This window comes from Steroidobacter gossypii (genome assembly GCF_016801985.1).
Taxonomy (GTDB): Bacteria; Pseudomonadota; Gammaproteobacteria; order Steroidobacterales; family Steroidobacteraceae; genus Steroidobacter; species Steroidobacter gossypii.
This window is the reverse complement of the sequence record NZ_JAEVLS010000001.1, coordinates 1,596,236-1,610,545: the sequence shown is the minus strand read 5'-3', so window position 1 is coordinate 1,610,545 and position 14,310 is coordinate 1,596,236. Positions and strand designations below refer to the sequence as shown.

Genomic DNA, 14,310 nt, shown 5'->3' with positions numbered 1-14,310 from the left:
GTGGGTGCATCTACTTAAAGAGCTTGATCGTCCGCTTCGCCGGTACGGATACGCAGCACACGCTCCAGATCCGTGATGAAGATCTTGCCGTCGCCGACCTTGCCGGTCTTGGCCGCGCCGATGATGGCCTCGACCACCTGATCGACCAGAGAATCGCGCACGGCGACTTCGATGCGGGTCTTGGGTACGAAATCGACCACGTACTCGGCGCCGCGATACAGCTCGGTGTGACCGCGCTGCCGGCCGAAGCCCTTGACCTCGGTAACTGTCATGCCGGACACGCCGATTTCCGATAACGCGGCACGAACGTCGTCCAGCTTGAACGGCTTGATGATGGCGCTGATGAGTTTCATTCCCCGTGGCTCCTGTCTCGCTTGCGCTATGGGTTTTTCATTTCCGCCGGATCGCTTGGCGTGGCCAGACTACCTTGCACTACCGCGGCGAGGGATTGCAATGCACGTTCCATGCCGCGCGTTTCGACCCGACGTGATCACTGGGCGTCAGCTTACCAGCCGATCGCCGGTAAAAGTCCGATTCGGCCCGCACCAGTTTGGCGCGCGTGCCGCAGCGGGCGCGCGGAATTGGTGCGTCAGCAGGCCTCCCCAAAGTGGAATATTCATCTCACTATTCAACACTTGCCCGTGATCGAGATCGCGTCCCGAACAACCAGGGCCTTTCGTGCTGTTGCCCGCGGCGCGCCACTGTGCGAAAAGGTCGGCCGGCATCTGGGAAGCAAGGTCGAATCAGTGATCGGGGGCGACAGGCGCGACAGCGCAACCAAGTTCGGACAACCCTGGCACTGGCTGGCTGCCTTCGCGCTCGGCACCGTGACCGGCGTCGCGCTCGGCGCCGAACAGGACGACACCCGCATTCTTTACTTCGAGCCTCTCCGGCTCGCCACTCCGACCGGCCAGGTTCAACGAAAGTCGTCGCAGACGCATGCGCTGCAGTTCGATGCCTATGGTCGGCGCTTCGATCTGACGCTGGAACCGAACGAGCGGCTATCCCCGCTCCTGACCGACCAGCCGAACATCGAGCTGTACCGTGGTCACATCAACGGCGAGACCCAGTCATGGGTGCGCCTTTCGATCACGCAGGGCCAGCTCGCAGGCATGATTTGGGATGGCGCCGAGCTGTATGTGATCGAGCCGGCTGCCGAGCTGCGCGCTTCGCTGCCCGTCAACGCCAAAGTCGCCGCGGACACCACGGCCATCTTCCGCCTCAAGGATGTGGAGATGGCGCCGGGGTCGGCTTCGTGCGGCGTCGATACCACGGCCATCGCCGGCAACGGCTCGGACGCCTATCGATCGATGGTGAGCGAACTGAAGGGCGCGCCAGCGATCATGCAAGCGGCCGGCGCGACCCGGCGGATCGAGCTTTCGGTGTTGGCGGACAACCTGCTGCGGAATCAGTTCACGAGCGAGAGCCAGACGCGCGAGCAGATCCTGCAGCGACTCAACAACGTCGACGGCATCTACAGCTCACAACTGGGCGTGCAGATCAGCGTACCGTCGATCGATATCGGCGATTCGCTATCGGCCACCACGGCTCCATCATCGTTGCTCAGCGAGCTCGCCGATCTGCGCCGACGCTCTCCAAATCTCAATGCGCGCGGCCTGACGCATCTGTTCACCGGGCGCAACCTGGACGGATCGACGGTCGGCATCGCGTACATCAGCTCCGTCTGCGATCGGCAGTACGGCGCCGGCCTCACGGAAGCGAGCGGGCGCAATGCGTGGATGGAATCCCTGATCGCCGCTCACGAGATCGGCCACAACTTCGGGGCACCTCACGATGGCGACGTCGATGGCGCTTGTGCGAGCACGCCGACTGGCGTGTTCCTGATGTCCTCGAGCATCAACGGTAACGACAGGTTTTCCTCGTGCAGCTTGAGCATCATGCAGCCGAAGGCCAACAACGCGAGTTGCATCACTGCGCTAGCCAACGCCGATATAACCGTTGATAGCAGTCTGGGCTCCGCGCGGCGGCCGCTAGGTCGGAACTTCGATTGGGCGCTGACGGTACGCAATGCCGGCGGGCTCGCGACCACCGACGCGAGAGCGGAAATCACACTGCCGTCTGAGCTCACGATTGTCGAAGCATTTGTGAGCGGAGGCACGTGCACCAGTGGTGGCGGGCGCGTGAATTGCGAGCTCGGCAACATCGCTGGAGGCAACTCGACTGCGGTCCAACTGTCTCTGCGCGGCGCCCTCGTCGGGTCTTATCCCATTGCCGTGGACGTAAGCGCAGCCAACGAAGGCAATCTCGCCAACAACCACGGCGAGGGCACGATCCAAATCGAGACCGAAGTGGATCTCGGCGTGAGCCTCCAGGCGCCCTCCTCCGTTGCCGCGAATGAGCCCTTCAGCGCGAGCTTCTCGGCTCGCAATGAATCGGAGCGCAGCGCCGGCTCCGTGACGCTCACAATGGCCCTGCCAAGCGGAGTCTCGGCATCGAGCGCGACCCTCGCTGGCGGCAGCTGTTCGGTTGCAAGCGGCACGGTCACTTGCTCGCTGCCTTCGCTGGCTTCCGGGGCAAGCGCCGCGGGCACCGTGAGCCTGACCGCGGGCGCCATCGGTAGCGTTGGCTTGCAAGCCCACGTTTCTAGCAGTCATCTCGATCCGGACACCGCGAATGACCGGGCGAGCACTACGGTGAACGTGACCGCCGCGGCGGTGACCAACTCCTCGTCGGGCTCATCCGGCGGCGGCGGTGGGGGCTCCTTGGGAACCGGCCTGCTGGCTCTGCTATTGGGAACGCTGGGCCTGAAAAGTCTCCAGCAGCGCCGCCGCCACACCCGGCCCGCGGACGCTTGAAAGCGCGCTTGCAAGCGCCATTTACGACGCCAAGCACACGCAATCCGTGTCTCCGGCCGGCAACTTCTGGCCCGGCGGAGCGGACCGCGTAAATTGATCGCCATCAGTCGCTTGCAATCTTCCGGGCGCGTGCCTCACGGGCCCGGGCATGAGGTGTCATTTCGCCGTGCCTGAATACAAGGACTACTACAAGATCATGGGCGTCGCCCGCGACGTCGGCCAGGACGAGCTCAAGCGCGTCTATCGCCGGCTTGCGCGCAAATATCACCCGGACGTGAGCAAGGAAAAGGACGCCGAGACCCGCTTCAAGGAAGTGCAGGAAGCCTATGAGGTCCTGAAGGATCCGCAAAAGCGCGCCGCGTACGATCAACTCGGCAGCAACTGGCGTCAGGGCCAGGACTTCCGTCCGCCGCCGGACTGGGGCAAGAACTTCGAGTTCTCGACCGCGTTCGGCGACCAGGAAGGCGGCTTCAGCGATTTCTTCTCGTCCTTGTTCGGCGGCGCTGCTCGAGGAGGCCCGCGTGCGCGTGGCGCGGGCGGTGCTCGCGGCTTCGCGATGGCGGGCGACGATCAAGTCGCGTCCATCGAGATCGATCTCGAAGATTCGTTCCGCGGCGGCACGCAGACCATCGAGCTGAAGAGCCCGCAGACCGGACCGCGCACACTCAAGATCACGATCCCTCAAGGCATCGTGGAAGGCCAGCGCATTCGTCTCTCCGGTCAAGGCAGCCCCGGCCACGGCGGCGGACCTTCGGGAGATCTGTATCTCGAAGTTCGGTTCCGCAAGCACAAGTTGTATCAAGTGGAAGGCCGCGATGTGACATTGACGTTGCCGATCGCGCCGTGGGAAGCCGCGCTCGGCGCCACGGTGCCGACACCAACGCTGGCTGGACCGGTCGACTTGCGCATCCCCGCGAACGCGAAAGCGGGACAGCGCATGCGACTCAAAGGCCGCGGTCTGCCGGGTTCGACGCCGGGCGATCAGTACGTAGTGTTGAAGATCGTATTGCCGCCCGCCGATTCGGCGAAGGCGCGCGAGCTATACGAACAGATGCAGCGTGAGTTGCCGTTCGATCCGCGAGCGGAGCTGCAGTAAACATTCGGACGGTCGATCGGCCGGAGACAACCGATCAATGCACGCCGGGAGCCTCGGCGTGCTGTGAATGATCGAGCAGATAGGCGACGCGACGCACGATGGAATAATCCACGTGCGTCTTTTCGATGAAATCCACCGCCCCCTCGCGCATGGCCGCCACCGCGGCGCGCACGTCTGCATCCTCTCCCAACAAGATCACCGGCGTGGACGCGTGCCTGGCGCGCAGCTGCTTCAACAGATCCAGCCCGGACATGCCCGGCAGGCTCATGTCGGTGATCAGGCAACTGCCGTGAATTCCGCCAGGCGAGGCGAGATAGCTTTCAGCGCTGTCGTAATCCTGAACTTCCGCGTTCAGCTTACTCAATAAGGAACAAAGCATTCGGCGGTCCGTTGCGTCGGCTTCGATCACTGCAACGATGGGGCGGGAGTACGACACAACCAGGAACGAATCTTTTGCGCTGAGTATGCTGAGAAAAAAGCGGCCACGGCCACTGTTGCGGGAAAGCCCGAGCCGCAGGGAGGATTGGGGGCGGTGGACTCGCCTGTGGGCCGTGGTCGCATGTTGTTATCTTGGCCGAGCGCCACCGACGAAAAAGTCGCACTTGTACTTAAGGAAAGGCAGCGCCGCTGAACGCTGCACTCGCCGGAAATTAAAGTTGTTTCATACGTTCGCTCGTCGCGATCCGCCGGCCAATCGCAAGCTTCTGTCACAGCAGCAAAATCAGATGTCCCACATGCACGGATGCGTAGCCGCTCACACTTGCCCGACTTCGAGCACCATGCGCACCAGATGTGCAAGCGAGGACGCCTGCATCTTCTCCATGACGCGCGCCCGGTGGATTTCCACAGTGCGCTGGCTGAGCTTGAGATCGCCGGCGATCACTTTGTTCGCTTTGCCGTGCACGACCAGATCGAGCACTTCGCGCTCACGCGGCGTCAGTGTTTCTAATCGGCGGCGAATGTCGTTGCGTTCACCCAGCGCGGCGCGGTTGCTGGTGTCCTTCTCGAGCGCCTGGTTGATGCGATCGATCAGATCCTGATCTCTGAACGGTTTCTGAATGAAGTCCACCGCGCCGGCCTGCATGGCCTCTACCGCCATCGGCACGTCGCCGTGTCCAGTGATGAAAATGATCGGCAGGATGGAGTGCTTTTCGTTCAACTTCTGTTGCAGCTCCAGACCCGACATGCCCGGCATGCGGATGTCCAGCACCAGGCAGCCGGGCCGGTCTTCGCTGTACGCTTCCAGGAATTCCGAGCCTGCTCCGTAGGTCTCCACGGATTGTCCGACCGACCGAAGCAGCAGCTTCAGCGCGTCGCGCACCGCGGAGTCATCGTCGACGACGAAGATCGTGGGCCGCTGATTGGTGACGCTTGCTCTCATCATCATTGCTGACTCCCTGCTGACGCCGGCACGGCCGGCAGTGTGAAAAAGAATCGCGCTCCGCCGCCGGGATTGGCGCTGCACCACAGCTTGCCGCCGTGAGCGCGAACAATGGATCGGCTGATCGACAGGCCGAGTCCGGTGCCGCCGGGCTTGGTGGTGAAGAACGGATTGAACAGCTCGGCCATGGCCGCCGGGTCCACGCCCGTGCCGCGATCGGCGACCATGAATTCCACATCGCCTTCGCCGTCCACCGTGGTTCGCAACAGGATCTCACGGCGCACTTCGGGCACCGTCAGCATCGCATCGATACTGTTGCGAACCAGGTTCAGCACCACTTGTTGAATTTGTACCGCGTCCGCCTGCACCTGCGGCGCTTGCGGCGATGGTTCCAGCACCAGGCGCACGCCGTTGTGTCGGGCGTCGGTCTGCGCAAGCGTGACCACGTCCTCCAGCAGACGATTCGCCTCGATCAACTCTCGCCGCACTTCCCGGTTTTTTACAAACGTTCGCAAGCGACGAATCACCTCACCGGCGCGCAGCGCCTGCGCGCCGATGTGATTGAGCGCCGCTTCCACTTCTTCCTGCGAAAAGTCGTTGGCCGCGATCAGACGCTGGCACGCTTGCGCATAGGTCGCGATCGCCGTGAGCGGCTGATTGACTTCGTGCGCGATGCCGGCAGCCATTTCACCCATGGTGGATATACGTCCGAAGTGCGCGATGCGATCCTGCATCTGTCGCGCTTCGTCTTCGGCACGGCGTCGATCCGTAATGTCGTGCAATGTTCCCACCTGTCGCAGCACCCTGCCGTCCGGTCGCCTCGTTGTCTGTGCAATGTGGTGCACGTAGCGGAGCGAGCCGTCAGGATGGATGACGCGATACTCGATGTCCATGGAGCGGGCGCTGGTCTCGAGCTCGTCGCGTGCCGCCTGCCAGCGTGCACGATCTGCAGGATGCACCATCGGCTCCAGGTATTCGTAGACGCCGATGTAGGGCTCGCCATAGCGGCGCCCCAGCACTCGATACAAATGCGGCGACCAGTAGTCCTCGAACTTGCCGTCCGCATGCACGACATAGTTGCCGAGGTTGGCGATCTCTTGGGCGATGGTCAGCTGGGCTTCGCTGCGGCGGAGCGCCTCTTCCGCATTCCGGCGCACGGTGATGTCGCGAATGAAGCCGACGAAGCGCGGCGGATCCGTGCCCTGCACGCGGCCAACCGCGAGCTCGGCGGAGAACTCGCTGCCGTCGCGGCGCTTGGCGAGCAGCTCGCGACCGATGCCGATGATGCGAGGCTCGCCCGCTTCGATATAGTGACGGAGATAGTCGTCATGCTGAGAGCGGTACGGTTCGGGCAACAGGATGTTCACCTTCAGCCCGATGACCTCCTGCTCGTTGTAGCCGAACATGCGCTCGCCGGCATGGTTCAGCAGTTCGATGCGGCCCTCGTGATCGAACAGCACGACCGCGTCGACGGCGGCGTCCAAGACCGCCTGAAATTCGCGCTCCAGTCGATGCGCGCGTTCTTCTTGGGGCTCGGCGACTCGCAGTAAGGTCATATTACCGATCTAACCACGCATGGCAGCAGCCGTGGAAGTAGTGCTGGCCGCGATCGGTTCCCCGCGGCCGGCCCACGACACCCCTGCCCGAGTCTGGACTCGGTTCAAACGGGCACGATCTAGGCGAGCACCACCAGCAGGTCCTTGGCGTCGACCGTTTCGCCGGGTTTGGTAACGATCTCACCGATCGAGGCGTCGCGGTCGGCCCGCACCGATGTTTCCATCTTCATGGCTTCGATGGTGAGCAGCACGTGGCCGCGCTTCACCTTGTCGCCCTGGCGGACCGCCACGGTGGCGACCGTGCCGGGCATGGGCGCGCCAACGTGATTGCCGTCGGCCGGTTCCGCCTTCCGCCGCGGCGGCTTGAGCGCGACCTGGCTGCGGTCGGGCACTTTGACCGACCGAGGCTGGCCGTTGAGCTCGAAGAACACGGTGCGGGTGCCATCTTCATGAACGTCGCTGACCGCCACGAAGCGCACGATGAGCGACTTGCCGCGATCGATCTCGACCGTGACTTCCGCGCCTGGCTCCAGACCATAGAAGAACAGCGGCGTGGGCAGCACGCTCACCCGCCCGTATTCGAGCCGGTTGCGCATGTAGTCGAGGAACACCTTCGGATACATCAGGTATGAAGCGAACTCTTCGTCGGTGATCTCGCGCCAGGTCTTGCTCTGCGCCTCCTCGCGGGCCTTGTTCAGATCGATAGGCGGCAACACCTCGCCCGGGCGTCCGGTCATGGCTGCGGCGCCCTTGAGAATTTTCTCTTGCAGGGCTGACGGGAAGCCGCCGTAGGGCTGACCGAGATCACCACGGAACAACGAGACCACGGATTCCGGGAACGCGATCTCGGTGTTCGGATCAAGCACCTGCTCCGGCGTGAGATTGCTGGTGACCATCATGATCGCCATGTCGCCGACCACCTTCGAGGTCGGCGTCACCTTGACGATGTCGCCAAACATCTCGTTGACCTTGGCATAGGCGCGCGCCACTTCCGGCCAGCGCACGTCATCGATGCCGAGCGAGCGCGCCTGCTCACGCAGATTCGTGAACTGTCCGCCCGGCATGCCGTGCACATAAACTTCCGAGGCGCCGGACCGCAGATCGCTTTCGAACGCGCTGTAACAATGGCGCACCTGCTCCCAGTAGCTGGAGAGCACTCGCAAGTTCTCAGGATCGAGACCGGACTCACGCGGACCATGCCGCAACGATTCGACGATGGAGCCCAGATTGGGTTGCGAGGTGAGTCCGCTCATCGCATCGAGCGCGCCATCGACCGCATCGGCGCCTGCATCCACCGCGGCAAGCACGCTCGCAGCAGCGATGCCACTGGTGTCATGCGTATGGAAATGCACCGGCAATCCGATCTCTTCCTTCAGCGCCTTGACCAGCGTGTAAGCGGCTCGCGGCTGGCACAGGCCCGCCATGTCCTTGATGCCGAGAATGTGCGCGCCCGCCGCCTTCAAGTCGCGCGCCATCGACAAGTAATACTTCAGGTCGTATTTGGTTTGGCGCGGATCGGTCAAATTGCCCGTGTAACAAATGGCGGCTTCGCACAGCGCGCCCGTCTCTCGAACCGCATCGATCGCGACGCGCATGTTTTCGACCCAGTTCAACGAGTCGAATACACGGAACAAGTCGATACCCGATTGCGCCGCCTGCTTGACGAAGTAGCGCACCACATTGTCGGGATAGTTGGTATAGCCGACGGCGTTCGCCGAACGCAGCAACATCTGCAGCAGCAGATTCGGCATGGCGCGCCGGAACTCGTTCAAACGTTCCCACGGGCACTCGTTGAGGAAGCGCATGGCCACATCGAAGGTCGCGCCACCCCAGCACTCGACCGAGAAGAGATTGGGCAGCAGGCTCGCGTAGTACGGCGCGATCGCCTTCATGTCATAGGTACGGAAGCGCGTCGCCAGCAACGACTGATGCGCGTCGCGCATGGTAGTGTCCGTGAGCAGCACCTGCTTCTGCTCCAGCATCCATTGCGCGAACTTGTCCGGCCCCAGCTCGTCCAGCTTCTGTTTGGTGCCGGGCGCAGGCGCGGGCAAAGCGACTTTCGGCAGCTTCGGCGCCACCAGTCGCTGCGGTCGCGGACGTGACTTCACCTCCGGATTGCCGTTCACCACCACGTCGCCGATGAAGTTCAACAGCCGCGAGGCGCGATCCTTCTTGCGCGGAAAGCGGAACAGCTCCGGCGTCTGATCGATGAACTTGGTGGTGTACTCCGCCGATGCGAACTGCGGATGCAGGATCAGCTGATCCAGGAACCGCAGATTGGTCACAACGCCGCGCACGCGGAATTCCCACAGGGCGCGATGCATGCGGGCGATCGTTTCAGCAGGCGTTGGCGACCACGCGGTCACCTTCACCAGCAGCGAATCGTAGGAGCGCGTGATGATCGCGCCGGAATACGCCGTGCCGGCATCGAGGCGGATGCCGAAGCCGGCCGGGCTGCGATAGGCGCTGATACGGCCATAGTCGGGAATGAAATTGTTCTCGGGGTCCTCGGTGGTCACGCGACACTGCATCGCGTAGCCATTCAGACGAATGTCTTCCTGCTTCGGCACGCCGCTGTCGGCATCACCGATCCTGGCGCCTTCCGCGATCCGGATCTGCGCTCGTACGATGTCGATGCCTGTCACCGCCTCGGTGACCGTGTGCTCGACCTGCACGCGCGGATTGACCTCGATGAAGTAGAACTTGCCCGAGTCGGCGTCTTGTAAGAATTCAACGGTGCCGGCGTTGAGATAACGCACCGCACGGCCAATCTTGAGCGCTTCATCGCATAGAGCCTGGCGCTGCGCGTCGTCGAAGAACGTGGCAGGCGCGCGCTCGATGACCTTTTGATTGCGCCGCTGGACCGTACAGTCACGCTCGAACAGATGCACCAGGTTGCCATAGGCATCGCCCAGCAACTGCACTTCGATGTGCCGCGCACGGCGCACCAGCTTTTCGAGATAGACCTCGTCGTTGCCGAACGCCGCCTTGGCTTCGCGCCGCGCGGTGGCGACCATTTCGAGCAATTCTTTTTCGGTCTCGACGATGCGCATGCCGCGACCGCCACCACCCCAGCTCGCCTTGAGCATGACTGGAAAGCCGACTTCGCGCGCCATGCGCAATATTTCTGCTTCGTCTCTCGGCAGCGGCGGCGTGGCCGGCATCACCGGCACTCCGGCCGACACGGCCAGGTCACGCGCCATCACCTTGTTGCCGAGGCGGCGCATGATCTCCGGAGTCGGTCCGATGAAGATCACACCGGCGGCGGCGCAGGCTTCGGCGAACTCGGGATTCTCCGACAGAAAGCCATAGCCCGGATGGATGGCGTCGACGTGCGCCTCGCGCGCTATGCGCACGATGTCGGCGATGTCCAGATACGCTTCGACCGGCGTTTTACCGGCGCCGACGAGATAGCTCTCGTCTGCCTTCATGCGATGCAGCGAGAAGCGGTCTTCCTGCGAGTAGATGGCAACCGTGCGAATCCCCAGCTCGGCCGCCGCACGCATCACCCGGATAGCGATTTCGCCGCGATTGGCGATCAGCAGACTCTTGATCCGCCGGTGATTGGGCTGCTTGGAGACTTGGGGCATGACAACACTCGCCGCCCGCGCCAGACGGGCTTGTAGTAGTCGATGGATGAAGCTGCCCGAGCACGACAGAAGGCAGCGAGAGCCCACGATCATAGCCGCACGACCCGCCCCTGCAAGGCCGAGGCCAATTGGCTTTGACGATCGGATTATCGTCAGCGGAGATGACAGCGCGCGACGTTGCTTCGTCAGTGGGCCGTGTTCGCCACTGGCTTGTCTTTGCGGAACGAGCCGGTGGTGAGCTCGCTGTATTCCTTGTCCATGATCACGATGCAGTTACGGCCGCGCTCCTTGGCGGCGTACAGCGCCTCGTCGGCGAGCTGGATGAAGCCGAAGTGACTGCGATCGCTCATCGGCTGGACACAGGCGATGCCGATGCTCACCGTCAACCGGTTGCTGGCGTTCGCCGCCGCGTGAGCGATGGCGAGCGAGTCGATGCCGATCTGGATCTGCCGCGCCATGTCCTCGGCGTGTTGTCGGCTCGCGTCGTAGAGAACCATCGCGAACTCCTCGCCGCCATAGCGGGCCGCAATATCCAGCGGACGACGCGCATGACTGCTCAACGACCACGCCACGCGTCGCAGACACTCGTCGCCCGCCTGATGGCCGAAGCGATCGTTGTAGGCTTTGAAGTGATCGATATCGATCATCAGCAAGGTCAACGGCCGGCCTTCGCGCGCCGCCTGCGCCCAGACGCGGTCCAGGTGCTCATCGAAAGTGCGTCGATTGGCGATGCCGGTCAATCCATCACGCCGCGCCGTTTCCATCAGCAGCTGCGACTCGAGAAAGTTGGTGCGGTTGGCGCGCTCCAGCGAGTAACAGACGATGGCGCCGATGACGTTGGTGAACAGCAATACACCTACATCGACCAGGCGCTGCGGTCCTGGAATCCCGGCCAGCGTGGCGATCAACGGATACGACAGCAGCACCAGCAACGACGTGGTCAAGGCCGGCCGGAACGACAGGCCCAACATCAGATAGTTGTAGATGATGGCGAGCACCACCGACGCGATCAGGCTGACACCCTGACTCGCCGCGATCACGGCGAGCACCACCACGCCCACGCCAAAGAGCGTTGCGCCATAGGGACATATGATGGGATACCAGCGCTGATACAGGCGCGTGTGCACAAGGATGAGTGCAATCAGGAACACCGGCCCGAGCACCGTCAGGCGGATCAGATCCAGCGGCCGGTTCACCGGCCCTGGCAAGACCAGATGAGTGAGTGCCGAGAAGCCTACGACGAAGCCGATGCCGAGCAGCAGATTGCGGCTGATCTGCGCGCGGCTGCGGGCCAGATGCGAACGGCGGAATTTCCGCTCCAGGTCCGGATCGTCGAACTTGAGACGGGGAAAGCCACGCGCGAGCTGCTGCCCGTAAGCAGATTGCGGGGCGCTCGGCGCCTGAGCGCCGCTGGTAAGGCTCGCCCCGGGGGCGAATTGTGCCGCCGGCTCGGGGATTAGTTCGAATCCTGCTGTTTGCGACGATCGCGCGCGTCCTTGATCAAGCGTCGCCATACTTCGTAGGCATCCCAGCCCCCGGTGGATTCGATATTGGGCTCGACGACCGTGTCGACGCCGATCTCGGGCGGCACGCGCAGACTGATCGCATCTCCGAGTTGATCGGCATTCGCCGCCGATCCTCCTCCGCTGATCATCTGGCTCACGACAGGTTTGATTACAGTGCTCATATAAATCAGTCGGCGGAGCGCTCTCACGCTACTTCGGAAGAAAAAAACTGCCCATGTTATTTCTCGTCCGACCGTGAAAGCGTGCGCAGTTCTCAGTTGCGGAACCTGGAGGTCTTCTTGAACGACTTCCGTGCGCTGGACACTCGACAGACGTGGGTACGCGTTTGAAGTCGCCTCGTTATGTTCAAGCGACCAACGCGCTAGCCAGGGTGCCGAGATTAATCCTCGTGCTTCGCTTGTGCTAGTCGGCGCGAAAAATAAAACTCACCCGCTAAATCGCGGCGCTGCGATATCCGGATTCGCGATCGATTCGAATTATTCGATCCGCGTACTTGACATTTTCCATGATCGAAAGTGGCCGAGGCCCTTTCGATTACGCCTCGCAAAAGGCGCGACTTTTGCAAGTCTTCTCCATGATCGAAAGCGGCCGAGGCCCTTTCGATACGCCTCGCAAAAGGCGCGACTTTTGCAAGTCTTCTCCATGATCGAAAGCGACCGAGGCCCTTTCGACACACCTCGCAAAAGGCGCGACTTTTGCGAGTCTATCCAGCGAAGTACTTGACCAGAAACTGGTCGAAAGTCATGTCGTCGGCGGCTTCGAGGGCGGCCTGGCGTTGCAACGACTCTTCGGCTTCGGCACTGAACTCCGCCAGGCGCTGCTCGTTGGGCGGATACAGGTCCAGAAAGTACGCTTTGTGCACGCGGGACATCCGCAGCGCGAACTGCGCGAAGCTTTCGCCGGTCGTGCGCAGCTCCTGCAGACTGCGCGCCGAAGGCGTGCGGTCCGGGTCGTCGATCTTGGTCTGTTGCAATTCCAACGCCGCCGTGTATTGCCGGCGCTCATCGCCTTCGTCGAGCAGCTCGCAGATGCCGCGCATCGAATCGATCAACTCCAGCGCCCACTGCCGCAATTCTACCGACCGTCCATTGCGGTTGAGTTTCAGCCCGGGCTCGCGGCCGCGACGCGCGACGATGGCATGGTTGGCGTCCAGGTGCGCCTGCTCGCTGGCCTCGATCGGATCGCTCTGCTTCAACACACACAGCGCGGCGAACGCTTCGAGAAAGCGCAGTTTGTTCTGATTGACGCCGACCGGATCGAATGCGCTCACATCCAGCGCCCGGAACTCCACATATTCGACGCCGCCCCGACGCAACGCCTGCGAGGGGTGCTCGCCCGAGCGCGCCACCCGCTTCGGCCGGATGTAACTGTAGTACTCGTTCTCGATCTGCAGCAGGTTGGTGTTGAGCTGTCGATATTCGCCGTCGACCTTGACGCCGAGCTTTTGATACTCCGGGTGCGGAGTGCTGACGGCAGCCGTCAGATCGCGGACATATTCGTCCAGCCCGTTGACCGAAATCTGCACGCCCGCCTGGCTCTTGTTCCGATACCCCAGGTCGCTCATGCGCAGCGACGTCGCATGCGGGGCATAAAGCGTGCCGGCAGCAAACTTTTCCAGCTGATGATCGCGGCCGCGCACGAACGATTCGCACAGCGCCGGCGAATTGCCGAACAGATACAGAATCAGCCAGCCATGGCGGCGGTAATTGCGCAGCAGACCGAAGTACTGGTCGGAAATGAAATCCTGGCCCGCGTTACGTTTCTGCAGGGCTTCGGCCAGCACCGGCCAGAACTGCTGCGGGAACGAGTAGTTGAAATGCACGCCTGAAATCGCCTGCATCATCCGGCCATAACGATGCCCGAGGCCCAGCCGGTACACCTCTTTCATGCGCCCGATGTTGGAGCGGCCATAGCGCGCGATGGGAATGTCCGCGTCGCCTTCGAGCATGCAGGGCATGCTGGTGGCCCACAGCAGTTGCTCGCCGAGATGGCGATACACGAACTGATGCAGATCGCAAAGATATTGCAGCAGCTGCCAGCTCTCGCGGAACGCCGGTGTGACCAGCTCGAGCAGGGCTTCGGAATAATCGGTGGTGATGTGCTCGTGGCTGAGCGCCGAGCCCAATGCCTGCGGGTGCGGGCTGTGCTCGATGCGGCCGTCGGGCGAGACGCGCAGCGATTCTTTTTCCACGCCCTTCAAGCCATTCTGCAGCACACGCGGCTCGCGGGTATTGATCAGCGTCGCCAGGCGACGCTCGAAGGCGCGGTCGATGCCGGAGCTGCTCATGTCACATCAGAACTCGAAATGGCCGGCAAGTTTCCGGCAGCCTCGTCGAACGCGTCAA

The 14,310-nt window shown here is 62.6% G+C and carries 10 protein-coding genes; 2 read left to right on the top strand and 8 right to left on the bottom strand.

Annotated features, from left to right (window positions below; all coding sequences use genetic code 11):
• Window positions 1-14: 14 nt before the first annotated feature.
• A complete protein-coding gene (locus tag JM946_RS07025) occupies window positions 15-353 on the bottom strand; it encodes a P-II family nitrogen regulator (RefSeq protein ID WP_203166434.1) in 339 nt (112 codons plus the stop codon).
• Window positions 354-746: 393 nt separating this feature from the next.
• Between JM946_RS07025 and JM946_RS07020 the strand changes: the two genes are divergently transcribed.
• Together JM946_RS07020 and JM946_RS07015 are read left to right on the top strand one after the other, a co-directional pair.
• Window positions 747-2,816: a M12 family metallo-peptidase gene (locus JM946_RS07020; RefSeq protein ID WP_203166433.1), complete on the top strand. Its 2,070-nt coding sequence runs from the start codon at window positions 747-749 to the stop codon at window positions 2,814-2,816.
• A 148-nt stretch (window positions 2,817-2,964) separates the two neighbouring features.
• Window positions 2,965-3,912 carry a DnaJ C-terminal domain-containing protein gene (locus tag JM946_RS07015; RefSeq protein WP_203166432.1) on the top strand — a complete coding sequence of 316 codons (948 nt, stop codon included), beginning with the start codon at window positions 2,965-2,967 and terminating at the stop codon, window positions 3,910-3,912.
• A gap of 34 nt (window positions 3,913-3,946) precedes the next feature.
• Here the strand turns inward: JM946_RS07015 and JM946_RS07010 are convergent, their stop codons facing one another.
• The 7 genes from JM946_RS07010 to gshA all read right to left on the bottom strand — a co-directional run bounded on the left by JM946_RS07010 (window position 3,947) and on the right by gshA (window position 14,252).
• Window positions 3,947-4,321, bottom strand: coding sequence for a response regulator (locus JM946_RS07010; RefSeq protein ID WP_322110913.1), 375 nt, complete (start codon window positions 4,319-4,321; stop codon window positions 3,947-3,949).
• Between the two features lie 345 nt (window positions 4,322-4,666).
• Entirely contained in the window at window positions 4,667-5,299 is a 633-nt protein-coding gene (fixJ, locus tag JM946_RS07005) for a response regulator FixJ (protein ID WP_230979466.1), read from the bottom strand.
• Complete coding sequence (locus JM946_RS07000) at window positions 5,296-6,849, bottom strand: PAS domain-containing sensor histidine kinase (protein WP_203166430.1); 1,554 nt, start codon at window positions 6,847-6,849, stop codon at window positions 5,296-5,298. Before JM946_RS07000 ends, fixJ begins: the two co-directional genes overlap by 4 nt.
• Window positions 6,850-6,968: 119 nt before the next feature.
• Entirely contained in the window at window positions 6,969-10,439 is a 3,471-nt protein-coding gene (locus tag JM946_RS06995; protein WP_203166429.1) for a pyruvate carboxylase, read from the bottom strand.
• A 185-nt stretch (window positions 10,440-10,624) separates the two neighbouring features.
• A complete protein-coding gene (locus JM946_RS06990) occupies window positions 10,625-11,953 on the bottom strand; it encodes a GGDEF domain-containing protein (RefSeq protein WP_203166428.1) in 1,329 nt (442 codons plus the stop codon).
• Window positions 11,896-12,126 (bottom strand): hypothetical protein, encoded by a 231-nt coding sequence (locus tag JM946_RS06985; protein ID WP_203166427.1) that lies wholly within the window; start codon window positions 12,124-12,126, stop codon window positions 11,896-11,898. Before JM946_RS06985 ends, JM946_RS06990 begins: the two co-directional genes overlap by 58 nt.
• A gap of 542 nt (window positions 12,127-12,668) precedes the next feature.
• Entirely contained in the window at window positions 12,669-14,252 is a 1,584-nt protein-coding gene (gshA, locus tag JM946_RS06980) for a glutamate--cysteine ligase (RefSeq protein WP_203166426.1), read from the bottom strand.
• Window positions 14,253-14,310 lie beyond the last annotated feature (58 nt).